This window comes from Mesorhizobium sp. 2RAF21, from assembly GCF_052115345.1.
In the GTDB taxonomy this organism is placed as follows: domain Bacteria; phylum Pseudomonadota; class Alphaproteobacteria; order Rhizobiales; family Rhizobiaceae; genus Mesorhizobium; species Mesorhizobium terrae.
This window is the reverse complement of record NZ_JBFRGM010000040.1, coordinates 1-19,769: the sequence shown is the minus strand read 5'-3', so window position 1 is coordinate 19,769 and position 19,769 is coordinate 1. Positions and strand designations below refer to the sequence as shown.

Below are 19,769 nucleotides of genomic sequence, written 5' to 3'. Positions count from 1 at the left end.
CGACTGGTTCAACCACCGCCGGCTGCTGGAGCCTATCGGCAACATCCCGCCARCCGAAGCCGAGGAACGCTACTACGCCATGCTGGAAGAACCAGCCATGGCCGCATAACTTAAACCAAACGGCCTCTGGCAAACCCGGCGCGGTTCACTCCGAAATATCGTTCGACTACGAAACCTATACCGAGGACTACCTACAGCGCCTTGAAAAAGCGATGGCGAGACTTTCGGCTTAGGTAGAGAAGTCGGATGGCGGCGCTCGCGGGTAATCCCGCGAGCGCTTTTTTGTTAGCGCGCTAGCGCCTTGAGCGCTTCATCGTGCAGCCAGGGACTTGCTGCCGCGACCACGTGTTCTCCGGAATCAACTGTAAGAGGCTTGCCATCCCAATCGGTAATGCGGCCGCCCGCGTTTTCAATTACCGGAACCAAGGCGAGAAAGTCGTATGGCATGAGCGACGCCTCGACCACCAGGTCGCAGAATCCGGACGCCAGCAGAGCGTACTGGTAGCAATCCCCGCCAAAGCGCCGGATAGCAGCCAACCGGCTCATTCGATCGTACCGCTCCCAATCTTCCGCCGAAGGGAAGAAATCAGGCGATGAGGTGTAGACTCTGGCATCCGCCAGAACCTTGCAGTTGCTTACGACTGCTGGATCGCCGTTGAGCGTTGTCCCGCCCTTTTTGCCGACCCACCGTTCGCCCAGCGCTGGCATTTCGATTACACCGACCGATGGCTCTCCATTTTGCAGAAGCGCGATAAGTGCGCCGAATAACGGCATTCCCGTCAGGAAGCTCTTGGTGCCGTCTATCGGATCCAAAACCCACAGCTCCTTGCCGCCTTCCGTTTTGCCAGTTTCTTCGCCAAAAACGCCATGCGTTGGATAGCGCCGCTCGATTGCTTCCCTCATGGCGCGCTCGATCGCCTTGTCCGCGATAGTCACTGGGCTTTCATCCTCCTTGCGTTCGAACTTCACCGTCTTCCTGAAGTGCTGAAGTGCCAGCGAACGGGCGAGATCCGCCAATTCCTCCGCGAATTCCGAATAGTCTTCCATTCCGTTTGAAAGCATTGCCGTCTCCATTGTGCTTATTGTGGGTTTGTACAAAGGTTTGCCTACATAAACCACGTATATGCACAATTGTCGCTCAAAAAATGTGGATACATGTTGACTTTCCAACCGTAACGGGGCACCAATCTCCACAAGATGTTGCACGACTTAGCGCTGCATCCGTACAAGAAAGCCATATGCGCAACGCGCGAGAGACGGGGGAACCCAAATGACGAATTTTCCAACGCAGGCCAGAGCCGTCATCATTGGCGGCGGTATCATCGGCACGTCGACGGCGTATCATCTGGCCAAGCTTGGCTGGACTGACGTGGTGCTCCTGGAGCGCAAGAAGCTGACATCGGGCAGCACGTGGCATGCGGCAGGTCTGGTTGGCCAGCTTCGCTCGAGCGCCAACATCACGCAGTTGCTTGGCGAGTCCGTCAAGCTTTACAAGACCCTGGAAGCCGAGACCGGACTGGCGACCGGCTGGAAAATGAACGGTGGCCTACGCCTTGCATGTAATGAAGAGCGCTGGACGGAAGTAAAACGTCAGGCAACCACCGCGCGGTCGTTCGGCCTGGAAATGCATCTGCTCACCCCGAAGGAAGCGCAGGACCTTTGGCCTCTGATGGACATCTCCGACGTCATCGGCGCAGCGTTCCTGCCGACCGACGGTCAGGCAAGCCCATCTGATATCACCCAGTCGCTCGCCAAGGGCGCGCGCAGCAACGGCGCCCGGATCATCGAAGACACCGACGTGACTGAGATCGTTGTGGAAAAGGGGCGGGTGAAGGCGGTCGTTACGAACCGCGGCCGGATCGAGTGCGAGTATGTAATCAACTGCGCCGGCCAGTGGGCGCGCGAGGTTGGCAAACTCGCAGGCGTTAATGTTCCTCTGGTGTCGGTCGAGCATCAGTACATGGTTACAGAGCGCATTGAAGGGGTCGCATCAAATCTCCCGACGCTACGCGACCCCGATCGCCTTACCTACTACAAGGAGGAGGTCGGCGGGCTTGTCATGGGCGGTTACGAGCCCAATCCGATCCCGTGGGCCGTCAAGGGGCTGCCGCGCAACTTCGAGTTCCAGCTTCTTGAGTCCAACTTTGGCCATTTCGAGCAGCTCATGGAGCTCGCGCTCGGACGCGTTCCGGCGCTCGAGACGGCAGGCGTCAAGCAGCTTATCAACGGGCCCGAAAGCTTCACTCCGGACGGCAACTTCATCCTGGGCGAGGCGCCCGAGGTGGATGGATTCTTCGTTGGCGCAGGCTTTAACGCTTTCGGCATCGCCTCCGGCGGTGGAGCGGGGAAGGTGCTTGCGGATTGGGTCGCCGGCGGCGAGCCTCCTTACGACTTGTGGCCGGTCGATATTCGCCGGTTCGGCCGCAATGCCCAGGATATTGGCTGGGTTCGCGAGAGAACGCTCGAAGCCTACGGCAAGCACTACACGATCGCCTGGCCGAACGAAGAGCACAAAAGCGGGCGTCCAGCTCGCCGCTCTCCTCTCTACGATCGCCTCAAGTCGCAGGGCGCTTGCTTCGGAGAGAAGCTCGGCTGGGAGCGCCCGAACTGGTTCGCGCAAGAGGGTGAAGAGCCAGTCGACCAGCACACGTTCCAGCGTCCGAACTGGTTCGGCGCGGTGGGCCGCGAGCACAGGGCGACCCGCGAATCCGTCGCCGTCTTCGATCAGAGCTCGTTCTCGAAGTTTCTCATGGTCGGCAAGGACGCCGAGGAGGCGCTCTCCTGGATCTGCGCCAACGACGTCGCCAAGCCGGTCGGCAGCTTGATCTACACCCAGATGCTCAACAGCAAGGGTGGCATCGAGTGCGACCTGACTATCGGGCGCATTGCCGAGAACCAATTCTACATCGTCACCGGCACCGGCTTCGCGACCCACGACTTCGACTGGATCCGTCGTCATATTCCAAAGGGCTTGGACGCGAACCTGATCGACGTGACGTCTGGCTACGCCGTTCTCAGCCTAATGGGGCCGAACGCCCGTAAGGTCATCGAGAAGCTGACGGAGGATGACGTTTCGCATGCCGGCTTCCCCTTCGGCAAGGTCCGAACGATCCATGTGGCGGGTGCTCCGCTGATGGCGCTTCGCGTCACCTACGTCGGCGAACTGGGTTGGGAGTTTCACTTCCCGGTCGAATTCGGGGCGACGGTCTACGACGCGATCATGCAAGCCGGCGCCGAATTCAACATCATCAACGGCGGCTATCGCTCAATCGAGAGCATGCGTCTCGAAAAGGGCTATCGCGCTTGGGGGTCGGACATCGGTCCGGACTACACGCCTCTCGAGGCGGGTCTCGGCTGGGCCGTGAAGCTGAAGAAGAACACTCCGTTTCTTGGACGCGAGGCGCTCGAAAAGCAGCGTGACGGCAAGCTCAAGCGTATCCTGGCAACCTTCACCGTCGACGATCCCAAGGTCATCTTGCTTGGCCGCGAGACGGTCTACCGTAATGGTGAGCGTGTCGGCTGGCTGAGCAGCGGCGGCTTTGGGCACACGATCGGAAAGTCGATCGGCATGGGTTATGTCCGCCAGCCGCAGACGGGTCTCGACGAAGAGTTTGTGAAAACGGGTTCCTACGAGCTCGAGGTGGCGGGGGAACGGGTGAAATGCTCGGTCCATCTGGAACCGCTCTTCGATCCGCGCATGGAACGCATCAAGGTGTAATTCCGTCTTCTCACCATTGCCAGCGGGACCTGCCCCCTGCAGGTGGCGCGAGGCGACCACCGGTGTCTGGCCGCGACACCGGTGGTCTTTTCACAGGCCTATTCACCATATGCTGCAAGACGACGACTTTGCTTACTTCCAATCTCTCATGGCTGATTTCGCAGAGTTCGGCTCGACCCCTCGCGGCGGCGTCTGTCGATTGGCGGGATCTGATGCCGACCGTGAGGCCAGGGATTTCCTGGCCGCGAGGTTCAGGGTCGACCTGGGGGTGGAACCGATCATCGACGGGATTGGCAACATGCTGGGCATCGTCAAAACCGCGCCGGGAGCGGAGACCGTCGTTCTCGCCGGGTCGCATCTCGACAGCCAGGTCACGGGCGGTCGCTTCGATGGAACCTATGGTGTCGCGGCGGCGATGACCGCGGTCCGAGCGCTGCTTCGCAACGCTCACGGCATATCCTTCCGGCACAATATCGCGGTCGCGAATTGGACCAACGAAGAGGGTGCAAGATTTCAGCCCAGCTTACTAGGAAGTTCGGTCTTTGCCGGCAAGATAACGATGATCGATGCATTGAGGATCCGCGACGACGCCGGATGTTCCGTAGCAGAGGCGTTGGATCGAATTGGATATCTCGGACGGGGCCGGATGTCGCTCAGACCAGTCCGAGCACTCGAACTTCATATCGAACAGGGCGACGTTCTCGAACGGGCGGGCAGGCTTGTCGCGGTTGTCGACGGTGCTTGGGCCGCAAGGAAGACTACCCTGGAGTTCATCGGCGAAGCCGCCCATACTGGACCGACCCCAAACCGTCGGCGCCGCGACGCTCTCAGGGCGGCCGCGCGATGCATCACCGAGTTTCATGAGCTGTGCGGCGGCGAAAGTGAAATACATTCTTCCGCCGCCTCAATTCGGGTCTTCCCAAACTCACCCAACGTCATTCCATCGTTGGCGGCCGTCACGTTCGAGATCCGAATGAGAGAGGCGCCGGCCTGCAACGATTTGGGCGACCGTTTCATTGCTGCAGCATCCGAGTTGTGTTTGCCGCTTGGTGTAGAATTGAAAGTGGCAGGCGACAATCTCCGCCCACCAGTTGGCCTGTGCCCGGATGGTGTTAAGTTCGCAAAGAGTGCCGCCGCCGATCTGGGGATGCGTCTTCCTGTTATGAAGACCGTAGCCGGTCATGACGCGCTTGCCCTCCAGCACAGCGTGCCCTCGACACTTCTCTTCGTGCAGACGCGCGACGGCTTAAGTCACAACGAGGCCGAAGACGCCAGCCCCGAATCCGTGAGGGCAGGGCTCAAGGTTTTCTATCAGACCCTGAGGGGCTTCGTGGCATGAATGGTCAGCTTGCCTTTTCGGTGAGGTGGTCTGCGGCGGTGAGCAGACGCACCTCCGCCTCGCGGCACTTTCGTTGAAACTCAACAGGAGGCAAGTCGTCGCATACGATCGTATCGACGACAGAAAGCTCACATACCTTGACGGGAGCGGCCCTGCCGAACTTGCTGTGGTCCGCGATAACCCAGGTCTCCTGTGCCTGTTTCATCGCTGCACGGCTGAATTCAGCCTCGAATAAATGAAAATCTACGAGTTCCCCGCGATTATTGATGCCCCCGACGGAAATGAACGCGTAACGGACCTCGAACTGCTGGACGAACTCGATCGTTGACGGTCCAAAGGCTGAAGCGTCGTCGCCGCTCAGTTCTCCGCCCGTGATAAACACCCTGTTTCCGTTACGCGAAGCAAGGCGGCAGGCAATCTCCGCAGAGTTGGTAACGACGGTCAGGTTGGAATGATGAGACAGGGCTTCGGCGACGTAGGTGGTGGTGGTTCCGTTGTCGAGGATGAGGCTGTCGCCATCCTTAACGACTTCGGCGATCATTCCTGCGACGCTACGCTTCGCGTCCTTGTTGACTTGCATTCGACGCTGGAATGGCGGTTCGTCGACGTGATCGGGGTCCATGATGCCACCATGAAACCTAATGAGGCTTCCACTGTCGATCAGCGGCTTGATATTGCGCCGAATGGTCTCGGTCGATACGTGAAGCTTGTCTGCGAGCTCCGAAATGCTGTAGCTCCCGACATCGCGTACGGCCTGCAAGATATCCGTCTGTCGTTTGAATGACATTACTATGTCCCTTTGAAGGTCGGACCGTGAAAACCACAATCGCTTGAGTCGATATTTCATGGTTCTTTGTGGGATTGCAAGGATCCGAATCCCACATTTTGTTCGCTATTGCACAAAAGTCACGCATTTTGAGCATTTATTAGTATCAGCCTGATGAATGCCCCCTCAAGGCGGCCTTAAGGGCTGTGGGAAATGTTGGATTTTGGGTATGTATTCAACTGAGATAATGTGGGCAATTCAGCCAAAGATAGTCTTATTCGCAACAAATAACCACAAAAATCGGCATGTGGTGGCAACAAGATGTCGCAGATATGACTGCGATTGACCCTGACCTGACGTTAGGATTGCCCCGAATTGAACAGATTGGATCAGGCTAATGACCGAAGAATTGAAAACGCAGAGGCTTCAAGCGATCGCCCTGACCGAGAATGGCGCTCCGGCCGCGCCTTCCAATCCGTTTTTCGGCGTCGGGCCGATCACAGACGCGACGACGGACGAGCTCGACGCGCGTCTGCGTAGGCTTGAATTTGATCATTGGCTCGAGGCGAACTACCGCAAGTTCGACGACATGGGGCACGAGATCGGCGGCTTTACCACCTCGGAGATGAGCCGGAGCATGCATCGCGGCTACCCGGCCGACAAGGTGCTGGTCGACATGATGCGCACCATCCATCGGTATTTTGAGTTCCCCAAGCAAAATCGGCTCGCGGTTGGTCTTGGCGGCGGCCATAGCGGCTTCACCGTGTCCGTGCAGCACCTTCTGAACGCCAACGACCCGAACCAGCGGGTCTACATGGACACCCCGCGTCCAGAAAGTGATCTCGCTGGTGGTGCGGGCTTTTTCCGCCAGTCTTGGGCAACGCAGGTTATCGAGATGCATCGGTTCGCCAAAGCCGGCGACGAAACCCGTCTGCATTTTGCTACGACCGAGGGCGCGATCCCAACCGCAAACGAACTCGAACAGCTCGGTATATCCATCTTCATCGGAGTTGGTCACGAAACGACTGGAGCGAACGCCTACAAGACCGAGGAAATCGTCGAGCTTCTCAAGTGGCTCGATGGCGACCCGCAAAACCGGCATGCGGTCTTCGACGCGACGTCGATGCTCGGTGCGATGCCGTGGGGCCACAGTCTAGTGCGCGCCGCGGTCGCGAAATGCTGCCTGTTCATGCCCTTCCAGAAAGCCATCGGCGGAATCTCCGGCTACTTCGTGAACTCGTTCACTCCGTCGGCTTTGAGCCTTATCGAGCAGAACCAGCAAAACCCGTCCTGGGCAATTCCCCGCCAGCTCAAGATCGCTCCGCCAATCGACGCCAAGCAACCATTGAGCGCCAAGCGCTCTGTCGATGTGGGCCCTTTCTACGACGCGACCGAGGACAAGATGCTAGGGGGTGTCATCAACACATTCAGCACGCTCGCGTTCGCGGAAACGACATTCAATCTGCTTCAGATGGAGGCGGCGATTGGACCGGTCGCCGAGCTCAATCGGCGCTCGGCGGAAAACCGGGATGTCGTTGATCGTTGGGTGGAAAATAACAGCCTTCTGTCGCTTGTGGTTCCCGACAAGGATCGCCGCGGCGCTGCAGTGACCTTGCTGAAGGTAAACGACGCTGGCGTAACCGATCCGGCGATGCACGCGAGGATCATTGCAAAGTCCAAGCAGCTACTCGGCTATGAAGGACTAACTCATCCAAATGGCGAGTACGAAAAGGGCCTAGACGCAGCGCGTTACGTCAATGCGTTTCCTGGAACGCCAGGGGATTACCGGGCGTGGGTCGGCGGCATTCGCGAGCCGTCCGACGTCGTCGCGCTGCTGGAAAACCTCAGCTACGCCTATCTTCGCGCGAAGATCGTCGTCCTCGAGGAGGAACTTCATGCGAAGGGCGTCAATTTCGCAACCAGCAACGCGGGAGCCTCCGAGGACAGCACTGGAGAAACGTACACCGTTCTCGTCGTTGATCCGGTCGGATTGCGCCTGCGGCCAGATGGAACACAGGACTATAGCGAGGCCGCGGCTTATATCGCGGAAAAGGGCGGCCAGCTCCATGCCGGTCCGCTCGACGAGGGGACGGAGCTCGAAAGCGGAAAGACGCATTTCTTCTATCAGCCGCACCTTAGCACTGCCGACGAAATTCTGGCGCAGACTGCCGATGGCCGCTATGATGCGGTGGTCGCCGCAGCGACTTTCATTCCCGCGGAGTCGAAATTTCGCCTGGGTGGCGTCCGCATCGGCGCCGGTACAGGGAACATGGCTTCGAATTCGTGGGGTGGCCCGAACGGCGACGGCGGCGAGGCAGCCCTCATGAACACGCCGGGCATCAACAGCCGCGCCACCGCTCAGATGGCAATGAAGGCCCTATTGAAGGTAATGCCAGACCTTCCAGTGGACGAACTGCACGCGCGGGTCTCTTCGGGCGACTTCGATACCGGAAAAAACCTCGCCGAATATCCCACCGAGAAGCTCGAAGGCAAACGCGTCGCCATTCTCGGCTATGGTAACATTGGCCGGGAATTCGCCAAGCTCGCGAAGGCGTTCCACATGAACGTCGTCGTTTATGCTCGGTCGACCCATAGGGCCAATGTCGTGGCAGAAGGATATGAATTTGCAGAGACCGTGATCGAAGCGGCGAAAGGCGCTGACGTGTTGTCGGTACATCTTGGTCTGGGGCGCAAGGACGAGGTCACTGGCCGGTTCTCCAACTTCGACGTAGTCGATGCCAAAGTCCTGAACGCGCTCAATGACCGAGCCGTGCTCATCAACTACGATCGCGGCGAACTTGTGGATGTCGTCGCCCTCGAACAAGCGCTGTCGGTCGGAAAGGTTCGGCATGCGGCGATAGACGCCGATATCTTCCAGGGAGACGCCGGCCCAACAGGACCGCTCAAGCCATACCTGCCGCTCCTCGAGAAGCATGGATCCAAGCTGGAGCTACTTCCACACGCTGCCGCCGACACCGATCACCCGACCAGAGTGGCAGGCGCCAAGCAGGCGGTCGATCAAATTCTCGCTCTCCTGCACCGCAAGACGGTGGTCAACCGCAAGGGGGATCTTCCCGCAGGATATGTCTGTGGAGGCACCCAAAAGCCCAACGGAGTTGGTACCGTTTCCGGAGAGGACCTTCTTTCGGTCGCGCAACATGATGGTCTTATCGGAGAGCTTCGCGAAGTTTCCGAACGCATCAGTTCCATCATAGGCGCGCTCGACGCCGTGTCGGGTGAGCATGCCACCACTGCAATCGTTCAGCGCTACGTCGGATTGTTAACTCAGACCGCTATGCGCCAGAACAATCTCCTTCGCGCCGCGGGCCTTCTCGCGCCATCGGCATAGATGGCATTGCGGCTCCCCAAAATGGGGGGCCGGCTTGCTTTCAAGTTCGAGACGGGTCAGCTACGGTGTTCAGTACACATTGAGACGCTGTCGTGACCCGAACCGCCAATCCCACTGCGATAAGCAAACAAATCAAGAGTAGCCGCTGGGGCCCGACAGGCGTGATCCTGTCGGGCCTCTATGCGTTAGCACTTTGCCTCAACGAGCTGGGAGACATGCTCGCGGGGGTTTTCGCGCCGCTAGCGTTTCTTTGGCTTTTTTCCCGACGATGATCCAAGGCCAGGAGCTTCAGCATTCCCGCAGGGTGATGAGCGAACAGGTGGGAGCGGCGGCGCGCCAGGCAGATGCCGCGCACGAGCAGGTTCTGTTTCTCGAACGACAGATGCAGGCAATGCAACTGCAGAATGAGATCGCCAGACATTCAGCAGGCGCGAACTACCAGTTCGCCTTGTTTGACAAGCGGGTCGCGATTTACGGCCTGCTCGACGCGATCGGATTCAAAATCATCAGCGACGGCACGGTCACCACGGTAACCCATCGTGACGTGATCAGGACGGTACAGGCGGCGAAATGGATCTTCGACGAAGCGGTACGCGAGTGGCTGAGCGAAATAGCAAACCGTTCGTTCGAAGGTCTGAGGGCGCAGGGCAGGGTAGATCGCCTAAACGAAAACATGCTAGCAAGGGCCTGACGGCGGAGGACGACGCCAGGCACGTGCAGCTTGTCGAACGGGTGGAAGAGATCAGTGACTGGCTGGAAAAGGAGCTTCAACCACAGTCGATCGATGCCCGGTTAGGTCACTTTCTCTCACTACCGGCTGCCATCGGACCTAATAGTGCTCCCGGAGGTGGAACTTGAGCTAACGTCGAAGAGACGCCGCCCTCACCGTATTTGCCATAAGCATCGCTATTGTCATGGGTCCAACGCCGCCGGGGACTGGCGTAATCGCTCCGGCGACCTTGGAGCAATCTTCGAAGTCGACGTCTCCAGTCATCCGGTTCTTCCCATCCGCTTCCACGATGCGATTGATCCCCACGTCGATGATCGTTGCACCCGGCTTGATCCACTCCGCTTTAACCATTCGAGTCGAGCCTACGGCGGCGACAACGATATCCGCGTTGCGAGTGAGCGATGCGATGTCCTTCGTGCGGGAGTGTGCAGTGGTCACTGTGGCGTTGGAAGCCAGGAGAAGCGTTGCCATCGGTTTTCCGAACAGGTTCGACCGACCGATGACCACGGCCTGAAGGCCTGATAAGTCGGGTCCGTGCATCTGCCTGACCAACGCCATGGCTCCGGCAGGAGTGCACGGGACCAGTCCGGTGTCGAGATCGCCCGTCGCGATCTTTCCCGCGTTGACGACGTTGAGGCCATCCACGTCCTTGGACGGATCGATGGATTGAATGATGGGGTCGGACTTCAGGTGGCGCGGAAGCGGCAACTGGACCAAAATGCCGTCGATCGAGGGGTCGCCGTTCAATCGCGCGACGAGTTGGGCGAGTTCTTCCTGTGACGTTTCGGCGGGCAATGTGGCCTGAACCGAATGAAATCCACATTCCTTGGCCATACGGGATTTGGCGGCCACATATGCGTGGCTCGCCGGGTCGTCCCCGACGATAACGACCGCGAGACCTGGTTTCCTACCAGTTGCTACAAGACCGGCGCTCAATCGCTTGACTTCCTCGACGACGATTGCAGCGGCGGCCTTCCCGTCAATGATCGTCGCCATGTTCAACCCATCCTTTCAGACACGTAAGAGCCTGGGCTTGCAGGGAAGACGATCGTCTTGTTGCCGTTCATGAAAACGCGGTGATGAATATGCGCGTGGATCGCGCGTGCAAGGACCTGGCTTTCGACGTCGCGACCGATGGAAACGTAGTCGGCGGAGGACTGGGCGTGGGTGATACGCGCAACATCCTGCTCGATGATCGGTCCTTCGTCGAGGTGTTCTGTGACATAGTGGGCAGTCGCGCCGATCAGCTTGACGCCGCGCTCGAAGGCTTGCTTGTAGGGATTGGCACCCTTGAAGGACGGAAGGAAGGAATGGTGGATGTTGATGATGCGGCCTGACATCTTCTTGCACACCTCGTCGGACAGCACCTGCATGTATCGGGCGAGCACAATCAGCTCCGCACCGGAAGTCTCCACGATTTCCATGAGACTAGCCTCGGCACGAGGCTTGTTCTCCTTCGTCACTACGACATGATAGAAAGGTATGTCGTGGTTCACGACCACCTTCTGGTAGTCGAAATGGTTCGACACCACGCCTACGATGTCGATCGGAAGGGCGCCAATCTTCCAGCGATAAAGCAAGTCGTTCAGGCAGTGGCCGAACCGAGAGACCATCAGGAGCACCTTCGTGCGCCGACCGGCGTCGTGGAGTTCGTACGACATGTCTCCTTCGGACGCGAGCGCCGCCAAATCGCTGACGATCTTCTCGTCCGCGCCGGTCGTCGACGTGAAGCTCACCCGCATGAAAGACTTGTCGCATTCGCGGTCGACGAACTGCGATGTATCGATGATTTCGCTGTTCGCGCCGGCTAGGATGGCCGTAATCTTCGATATGATGCCAACGTTAGCGTCGCTCGTGACGTTTAGCACGTAGTTTGTCATTTCGTTCACCTCCATATTGGTTTTTTTAGCGCGACAGCGGCCGTTTGCTCGGCCCCTGTAGTAGATGTCAGCACTCGGGAAGGTTTACCGCCAAACCTCCCAGGCTGGTTTCCTTGAACTTGGAATTCATTTCTTCGCCGGTCTGCCGCATCGCGCGGATGCAGTTGTCGAGGGGCATGAAGTGCGTTCCGTCGCCGCGAAGGGCCAGCGACGCGGCCGAAACGGCTTTCATCGCGCCCATTCCGTTCCGCTCGATGCAAGGAACCTGTACGAGGCCTGCGACGGGATCGCAGGTGAGGCCGAGATGATGTTCAAGAGCTATCTCGGCAGCGTTCTCGACCTGCGCGGGGGTGCCGCCCAGCACGGCGCATAGGCCCGCTGCAGCCATCGCCGCAGCGGACCCGACCTCGCCTTGACAGCCGGCCTCGGCGCCAGAAATCGATGCGTTATGCTTGATCAGTCCGCCGATGGCCGCCGCAGTCAGCAGGAACTCGTGAATCTTTTGGCGATCGTCGCCGCCACAATGGCTAATGAAGTATTTCAACACGGCTGGCACGACGCCGGCCGCGCCGTTCGTGGGCGCGGTCACCACTCGTCCGCCTCCAGCGTTTTCCTCGTTAACCGCCATCGCATAGACGCTCAGCCAGTCCGCTACCACGTGTGGATGAGCCTGGTTGGAGCCGCGTTCGCTCAACAACTGGCGATAAATGGCACTGGCGCGACGCTTTACCTTGAGACCTCCGGGCAATTCGCCGCTGGTGCGCAATCCTCTTTCGATGCAGTCATCCATGACGCGCCAAAGGCGGTCGAGCCCGTCGTCGAGATCCCTGGCTGTGGCCGAGACCAGCTCGTTCGCACGTTTCATCTGAGCGACGGAAATGCCTGCAATGCTTGCCATCGCTAGCATGGAAGCCGCTGAGTGGAAGGGAAAGGGGCGGTCGCTGGCAGCCAAAGACTCCTTAGTCGTTAACGCCTTTTCGGACGCGGTGACCACGAACCCCCCGCCGATGGAATAGTAGGTTTCTGAAAAGATCGTTTCACCCGCGCGACCGCACAAGTCGAACGTGAGCCCGTTCGCATGGCCGGGAAGCGGATCGCCGTAGTCGAATACCACATCCGTCTCCGGATCAAATGTGATCGGCGGAAGACCGGGCGATCGCAGGGTCTTACCGTCCTGAAGGTCCTCAAGGAGAAATCCGGCTTCGTCGATATCCAGGTCGGCGGGTAGCAAGCCGAGCAAGCCAAGTGCCACTGCGCGATCGGTGGCGTGTCCACGGCCGGTAAACGCGAGCGATCCGTAAAGCTTCACGCGAATACGAGTTCCAAACGGCACTTTCTGGTCGCGGATCGCGGCTAGAAATCGCACGGCGGCGGTCATCGGACCCATCGTGTGGGAAGAAGAGGGACCAACACCGATCTTGAAAACGTCGAAAACGCTTAGAAACATGGACTATCGCCCCAACCCATGGCCGGTTGCGCTACAAATCCGGCCATGGTTTCGCACCTTCCCACTAACCGTAGATCGGGAAGCGTTCACAGAGTACCTGCACTTCCTTCAAGACAGCCTGTTCAACCGTCGGGTCGCCTTCGCTCCCCTTCGTCGCAAGCGCTTCTATGACCTGAAGGATGAGTTCGCCGACTTTCTTGAACTCAGCGACCTTGAAGCCGCGGGTCGTCCCGGCTGACGTCCCAAGCCTCACGCCCGAGGTGATCGCCGGCTTCTCCGGGTCGAACGGAATGGCGTTTTTGTTGCAGGTGAGCCCGGCCCGCTCAAGCGCGTATTCCGCATCACGGCCCTTCACGCCCTTCGGTCTCAGGTCCACGAGTACCATGTGGCAATCCGTTCCGCCGGAGACGATATCGAGTCCACCGGCGACCAGGACTTCGCTCAGCGCTCGGGCGTTGTCGACGACGTCCTTGGCGTATTCACGGAACTCCGGCTGCAGTGCCTCGCCGAACGCTACCGCCTTTGCAGCGATCACATGCATCAACGGACCGCCTTGGTTTCCAGGGAAGACCGCCGAGTTGATCTTTTTCGCGAGTGCCTCGTCATTGGTCAGGATCATGCCGCCACGCGGACCACGCAACGTCTTGTGCGTCGTCGTCGTGACGATGTGCGCGTGGGGCAGCGGATCCGGATAGACACCGGCAGCGATGAGGCCCGCATAGTGCGCCATGTCCACCATCAGGTATGCGCCAACTTCATCCGCAATTGTGCGGAACGCGGCGAAGTCGATGGCGCGCGGGTACGCGGAGGCGCCGGCGACGATCAGCTTGGGCCTGGTTTCGAGCGCACGCGCACGAAGGCTTTCGTAATCGATCTGCTGATCAGTTTCACGAACCTCGTAGCTGACGATGTCGAACCATTTTCCAGACATCGTTACGGGCGAGCCGTGCGTCAGATGTCCCCCGTGGGCGAGCGACATCCCCATTACGCGATCACCAGGTGTCAGGAGAGCTAGGAAGACCGCCTGGTTGGCCTGGGCGCCGGAGTGAGGCTGGACGTTCACGAACGAGGCGCCGAAGAGTTCCTTTGCACGGTCGATCGCGAGGGTCTCTACCTCGTCTACGAATTCGCAACCGCCGTAGTAGCGCTTGCCGGGATAGCCTTCGGCGTACTTATTGGTGAGCACCGATCCCTGTGCGGCGAGGACGTTAGGCGAGACGATGTTCTCCGACGCAATCAGTTCAATCTGAAAACGCTGGCGGTCGAGTTCGCGTGCGACTGCAGCCGCAACGGCGCTGTCGCCGATCTCGGACTTGGGAAGTATCTGAAGCATGTTGTCTCCTTCAGGACGTGTTGTGGTTGTTCCCTGGCGCGGACGTGAGGGAAGAATTCTATTCAGTGTTTAGCCGGAAATGATGCGACTTCGGACGCGTCAGATGATCGAACCCGAGCACGCTCAGGGTTACGCCACGACCGCTGTCTTTCACTCCCGTCCAAGCAAGCGAAGGATCGAGATGGTCGCAGCGGTTCAGGAACACGGTGCCGGTCTCGATCTTGTCAGCCAGGTCTTCGGCCGCCGCAACGTCGCTCGTCCAGATCGATGCCGTGAGGCCGAAGTCGCTATCGTTCATGAGATTGACAGCCTCTTCGTCGGTTCCCACGCGCATGATGCCAACGACAGGTCCAAAGGTTTCCTCTGTCATGAGGCGCATGCCGTGGTCGACATTGGAAAGGATTCGAGGCGACACGAAAGCGCTCTCAGGGCGATCCTTCTCGAAGGTCGTAATGGGAACGAGATCCTTCGCGCCCTTGGCAATAGCGTCATCGACCTGTCCGCGAATGAACTTGGCGGCGGAAGCGCTGACAACAGGCCCGAGATTTGTGCTCGGATCCATGGGGTCGCCCAGCCTGTATTCCTTCGCGATTTCCACCGCGCGTTCCACGAACTTGTCGTAGACGCTTGCGTGAACGTAGATTCGTTCGATCCCGCAGCACGACTGGCCGCTGTTGAAGAACGCGCCGTCGACCAGATTCTCCGCTGCAAACGCGATGTCGGCGTCAGCGCGGACGTATGCTGGGTCCTTGCCTCCGAGTTCAAGGCCCACGCTGATGAACCTTTCGGCCGCTGCTTTCTGGACGAGGTGGCCAGTGCGAACCGAACCGGTAAAGGCAACATGGTTGATCCGTCGATCACCGACGATGCGCTCCGCGTCGGCGTGGTCAACCACCAGCGCCTGAAACACGTTTTTCGGAAGACCGGCGCTTTCGAACGCCTTGGCGAAAGCGTCGCCGCAGAGAGGCGTCTGGGCCGCATGCTTGAGGACGACCGCGTTGCCTGCCAAGATTGCAGGAACGATCGTGTTGATTGCGGTGAGAAGAGGATAGTTCCAAGGTGCAATCACGTAAACGACACCGACGGGAGCGCGCCGGATGAATCGGTCAAAGCCGTCGCGCGCCTTTGGGCGGACGTCGGCGAGCCCTTCAGGTGCGAGCTCGATCATGGTACGCGCGCGATCCACGCAACCACGTACTTCACCTGGCGTTTGGGAAATAGGACGGCCCATCTGACGCGTGATGTCGAGCGCTATTTCTTCCTGATGATCGAGCAGATACTGGGCGAACCTCTCGCAGATCTCAACTCGTTCAGCTAGAGTTGTAGCCTTCCACGATTTTTGCGCCCAAACGGCAGCGTCCAAGACAGCGTTGATTTCCTGCGAGGCAGCATATTTTCGTTCGACGACGACTGTCCCGTCGACAGGGGAAATAGTGCGCTGGGTATCGGTCATTTCATGGTCCTCAGATAATTTCGAAGTAGCGGGAAAGCTCCCAGTCGGTGACTTGCTTCCGGAACTCGCGGTCTTCCCAGTCGCGGGTTGCTGCATAATGCTCGACGAAAGTCTTTCCAAAGATCTCCTTCGCCTCCTCGGAATTGTTGAGCGCCGCAGCCGCGTCGGTCAGCGTCCGCGGGAGTTGCTGATGCTCCGGGGTGGGGATCTGGTATGCGTTGCCCGAAAGCTCCGTCTCCGGCTTGATGCGGTTTTCGATGCCCCAGAGGCCTGCGCCAAGTGCGGCCGCCAACGTCAGATACGAATTGGTGTCCGCGCCGGGAATTCTGAATTCGACGCGCTGCGACTTCGAGCTTCCGGTGATCGCGCGAATTGCGACGGTCCGGTTGTCCACGCCCCAGGTCGCCGCCGTCGGAGCCCAGTACCCCGGCACGAGCCGTCGGTATGAGTTGACCGTTGGCGCGGCGAATGCTGCGAGGGCGGGCGCCAGTCTCTGGAGGCCGCCGATGAAGTGCAACATGGTCTCGCTGATGGCACGATCCGCACTGGGGTCGTGGAATACACCTTTGCCGTTCTTGTCGACGAGCGATACGTGGACGTGCCCGCCCTGACCTGGGAACGAGCTGTCCCACTTGGCCATGAAGCTTGTGAAAAGGCCGTTCCGCTGCGCGAAGATCTTGGCAAAAGTCTTGAAGAGGTTTCCCTTGTCCGCGGCGGACAGGGCGTCGTCTACGCCGATCGCTGCTTCAAGCGCTCCCGGACCGGTCTCTTCGTGGAGTCCCTCGATTGGGATGCGCATGTCCTCGAAGAGATCCAGCATGCCATGATAGAATGGTGTGTTGACTGAATTGCGGATAACGGAATAGCCGAAGTTTCCGACGCCGAGCGGCGATAAGTTGCGGTAACGCTTGTCGGAAAGGGACTTTGCCGTTTCTTCGACGACAAGGAATTCGAACTCGCATGCCGCCTTGGCTTGAAAGCCTAGTTCTTCGGCCTTTTTCAATACACGTTTGAGAACGCCGCGGGGGCAGAGCGGTTCAAGTTTGCCCGCGAACTCGCCCAATACGAAGAGGGTGTCGGGCTCGAAGGGTATTTCCCGTGCAGTTTCGGGGAGGATCCTGACCTGCGCGTCACCATAGCCGGTATGCCAACCGGTGAGCTTCGTGTTGTCGTAGAGTTGGTCGCTCGAATCCCATCCGAGAACGACGTCGCAAAATCCGAACCCATTTTCGATGGAAGAAAGGAACTTGTCAGGCGACATGTACTTTCCGCGCAGCACGCCGTCGATGTCGAACACGCCGACCTTGATGTGCCTATAGGGCCGCTCCTGCAGCAACTGCTTCAAGCCCGCAGCATCTTTGACGTCTGAAAATTCCATGGGGTTCCCTCGAGATTTTGTTGGGCGTCGCCGGAGCCTCGCCGCATCCCGATCGCGGTGCTGGTCGAAGCAAAAGCGATGAGGGAATGTGTTGAGGTGTCGATCGTTGAATCGCAGCTAAAACCCCAAAGCCTCGCATGTCAATACAAATCCACATAATGCCACATTATATGATGGTAATAGTGACTTTAAGGCGCGCTTTTTGAGGTTATCTCTTTGCATTGGAGACGCATGCGACGCGTAAGGGGCGCCGCATGCAATGAGCGTCAGGGTGCTAAAGGGACGCTTCGAGTACCTTGGATAGATACTCTGCCATGGCGAGCTGTCCGGCATCGTCGGTTATGAGATCATTCCGGATTTCGATCATTACGTTTTCCAGCCCCGTCGCGATGCCGTGGATTTGTAGCGTGTGGGTGACGCCGTCCTGAGGTCCGTAAGGAGCATTTCGCTGAGTGTTGAATTGCTTGGAGTCCTTGGTTGCATCCAGCATTCGGTCGGCGAGGCGTGCGTCCGCATCGTGAAGAATACCGAGTTCAACGTCTCTGACCGCGCCGTTGTACACTTTCGTGAAGCTATGAATTGTCACGATCACAACTTCGCGCCCCTCGGACGCGCGGCGTGCGATCACGTCGGACACCGCGTGATGAAACGGCCAGTAGATTTCGCTGGTCCGGGCGAACCGCTCGGCGGCGGAGAGGTTTGCGTTCCCCGGAATGCTGTGAACTTCGCTTTTTGCTGGCATGGCCGTTGCCGACGTCGGCGGGCGGTTGCAGTCGTATACAAGCCTCGAGAAGCGCTGTTGTACCAAGGTCGCATCGAGCTTTTCGGACATCTTAAGCGCCGTTTGGAGGGCTCCGGGATCCCAGGCCGCATGGCTCGACATCGTCTCGGATGAAGCGCCCAATTGCTTCAAGCTTTTTGGCAAGCTGTTCGACGCGTGTTCACAAAGAAGGATAATCGGGCTCCCCCCGTCGGGGCGATGCACGGAAAAGGCAGGCCCGTCGTCTGGTCCCAGCAGTTGAGACTGGCTTATTTGAGACATTGTCTTCTCCGGTATTTGAGAGGGGTAATTAGTCGTCATGCTGCCTGCTGGGTCGCGACGTCACCCTCGGCACGCACGGATGGTTGCTCGTCGCTCTCCGAAGAGGACAACTGCTTGACCGCAGGGCCGGCTAGTGTCTTGGCAAGCAGGAAGCCGGTTGCGCCGCCGCCAAGCTTGCCTAGGAGGATGAACGGGATCAGCGCCGGCTGGAAGTTCGCCGCAAAGGCGAGGTGGTCGCCGAACGAAAACGCCGCACAGACCGCGAATGCGATGCAAAGGACCTTGTCCATCGGCTTCATCGAGGCAATCAGCCGATAAAGTGCAAGAATGTTCGCTGCGCCCGCAATCAGGCCCGCAGCGCCTGCAGCTCCCAGGCCGATGCGTCCGCCGATCGCTTCCATCGGCGCCGAAAGATACCGCTTGATCAAATAGACCATCGGAAACGCGCCAGCGAGCATGATACCAATGTAGCCCGCTATCTCCAACGCGCGGAACTGGTCGGCGCTATCCGCAATGATCGGATCGAAGCCCCAGCCGCCAAAGATCTTTTCTGGCAATCCGGTGAAGTACTGGACCACCGAAAGAACAAGGACGATGGTGATTGCGGCGTACATCATCCGGCCAAAGAGGAGGAATGCCGCCACGACGATACGAGGCGCCAGGCGAAGGAGCATCGCGAGCAAGATGCAGAAAACCGCAAGTGGAGCGAGGTTTGCCAACACCGTCGGCATGTCCAGCAAGATGGGCTGAGTCGCGCCGGTAATGCCTATCTCGGCCCTCATCGGAGGCTGAAACACGAGTATCGCCAGGCAGGAGAGGAATACGCCGACGGGAATGCTCAAGAGGCCGTACATCACGCCGAGCGCCATGTAACGGTGGTCTTTTCTTTCCAACATCGCCAAACCGACCGGAATTGAAAACACAATGGTTGGTCCAGCCATGAAGCCGATGACCGTAGCGACAACCCATCCATTCGGGCTTGTGGCCAGCGCGTGGGCGAGCTGGTAGCCGCCCATGTCATTAGCGATCACGCTCGTAGCGGCGATCGCCGGATCGGCGCCGACCGCTTGCATCAACGGACCGACGTATTCTCGCACGAACGCCGAGAGGTAAGGCGCAGATGCCATAATACCGGCCACCGGAACGAAGATAGGTCCAATGCTGTGGAGTCCTTCGAGAAACTCCTTGAACCGCCCCGGGTTTGCCGGAGGCTCCAACTTCCAAATAGGATGGAGCCATGACGAGCAAAACGACGAACAAGTTTTCCCCTGAGGTGCGCGAGCGTGCGGTGCGGCTGGTGTTGGATCACGAGGCCGATCATTCCTCCCGCTGGA

The 19,769-nt window shown here is 58.9% G+C and carries 14 protein-coding genes; 4 read left to right on the top strand and 10 right to left on the bottom strand.

The features are described 5' to 3' along the window. Positions 1–285 precede the first annotated feature (285 nt). Entirely contained in the window at positions 286–1,062 is a 777-nt protein-coding gene (gene hisN, locus AB4136_RS32750) for a histidinol-phosphatase (protein ID WP_047627436.1), read from the bottom strand. A gap of 208 nt (positions 1,063–1,270) precedes the next feature. Here hisN and AB4136_RS32745 point away from each other — a divergent pair, with 208 nt between their 5' ends. After that, complete coding sequence (locus tag AB4136_RS32745) at positions 1,271–3,718, top strand: GcvT family protein (protein WP_047627433.1); 2,448 nt, start codon at positions 1,271–1,273, stop codon at positions 3,716–3,718. A 109-nt stretch (positions 3,719–3,827) separates the two neighbouring features. Beyond that, a complete protein-coding gene (locus tag AB4136_RS32740; protein ID WP_047627432.1) occupies positions 3,828–5,057 on the top strand; it encodes a hydantoinase/carbamoylase family amidase in 1,230 nt (409 codons plus the stop codon). A gap of 4 nt (positions 5,058–5,061) precedes the next feature. On the opposite strand, the gene AB4136_RS32735 is transcribed toward AB4136_RS32740, so the two are convergent. Continuing rightward, complete coding sequence (locus AB4136_RS32735; protein ID WP_047627430.1) at positions 5,062–5,844, bottom strand: DeoR/GlpR family DNA-binding transcription regulator; 783 nt, start codon at positions 5,842–5,844, stop codon at positions 5,062–5,064. 376 nt (positions 5,845–6,220) lie between these two features. Between AB4136_RS32735 and AB4136_RS32730 the strand changes: the two genes are divergently transcribed. Together AB4136_RS32730 and AB4136_RS32725 are read left to right on the top strand one after the other, a co-directional pair. After that, complete coding sequence (locus AB4136_RS32730; protein WP_047627428.1) at positions 6,221–9,172, top strand: NAD(P)-dependent oxidoreductase; 2,952 nt, start codon at positions 6,221–6,223, stop codon at positions 9,170–9,172. A 307-nt stretch (positions 9,173–9,479) separates the two neighbouring features. After that, positions 9,480–9,863, top strand: a complete 384-nt coding sequence (locus AB4136_RS32725; RefSeq protein ID WP_047627426.1) for a hypothetical protein — start codon at positions 9,480–9,482, stop codon at positions 9,861–9,863. A 168-nt stretch (positions 9,864–10,031) separates the two neighbouring features. Here the strand turns inward: AB4136_RS32725 and folD are convergent, their stop codons facing one another. The 8 genes from folD to AB4136_RS32685 form a co-directional block, all read right to left on the bottom strand. Continuing rightward, positions 10,032–10,898: a bifunctional methylenetetrahydrofolate dehydrogenase/methenyltetrahydrofolate cyclohydrolase FolD gene (gene folD, locus AB4136_RS32720; RefSeq protein ID WP_047627425.1), complete on the bottom strand. Its 867-nt coding sequence runs from the start codon at positions 10,896–10,898 to the stop codon at positions 10,032–10,034. 2 nt (positions 10,899–10,900) lie between these two features. Continuing rightward, entirely contained in the window at positions 10,901–11,782 is an 882-nt protein-coding gene (gene purU / locus AB4136_RS32715; protein WP_047628736.1) for a formyltetrahydrofolate deformylase, read from the bottom strand. A 67-nt stretch (positions 11,783–11,849) separates the two neighbouring features. After that, a complete protein-coding gene (locus AB4136_RS32710) occupies positions 11,850–13,229 on the bottom strand; it encodes an L-serine ammonia-lyase (RefSeq protein WP_047627424.1) in 1,380 nt (459 codons plus the stop codon). 64 nt (positions 13,230–13,293) lie between these two features. Beyond that, complete coding sequence (gene glyA, locus AB4136_RS32705) at positions 13,294–14,562, bottom strand: serine hydroxymethyltransferase (protein ID WP_047627423.1); 1,269 nt, start codon at positions 14,560–14,562, stop codon at positions 13,294–13,296. 58 nt (positions 14,563–14,620) lie between these two features. Continuing rightward, positions 14,621–16,015 carry an aldehyde dehydrogenase family protein gene (locus AB4136_RS32700; RefSeq protein ID WP_047627422.1) on the bottom strand — a complete coding sequence of 465 codons (1,395 nt, stop codon included), beginning with the start codon at positions 16,013–16,015 and terminating at the stop codon, positions 14,621–14,623. Between the two features lie 10 nt (positions 16,016–16,025). After that, a complete protein-coding gene (locus tag AB4136_RS32695; protein ID WP_047627420.1) occupies positions 16,026–17,393 on the bottom strand; it encodes a glutamine synthetase family protein in 1,368 nt (455 codons plus the stop codon). Positions 17,394–17,667: 274 nt separating this feature from the next. After that, entirely contained in the window at positions 17,668–18,435 is a 768-nt protein-coding gene (locus AB4136_RS32690) for an N-formylglutamate amidohydrolase (protein WP_047627419.1), read from the bottom strand. Between the two features lie 35 nt (positions 18,436–18,470). After that, positions 18,471–19,652, bottom strand: coding sequence for an ethanolamine utilization protein EutH (locus AB4136_RS32685; RefSeq protein ID WP_441932273.1), 1,182 nt, complete (start codon positions 19,650–19,652; stop codon positions 18,471–18,473). Positions 19,653–19,769 lie beyond the last annotated feature (117 nt).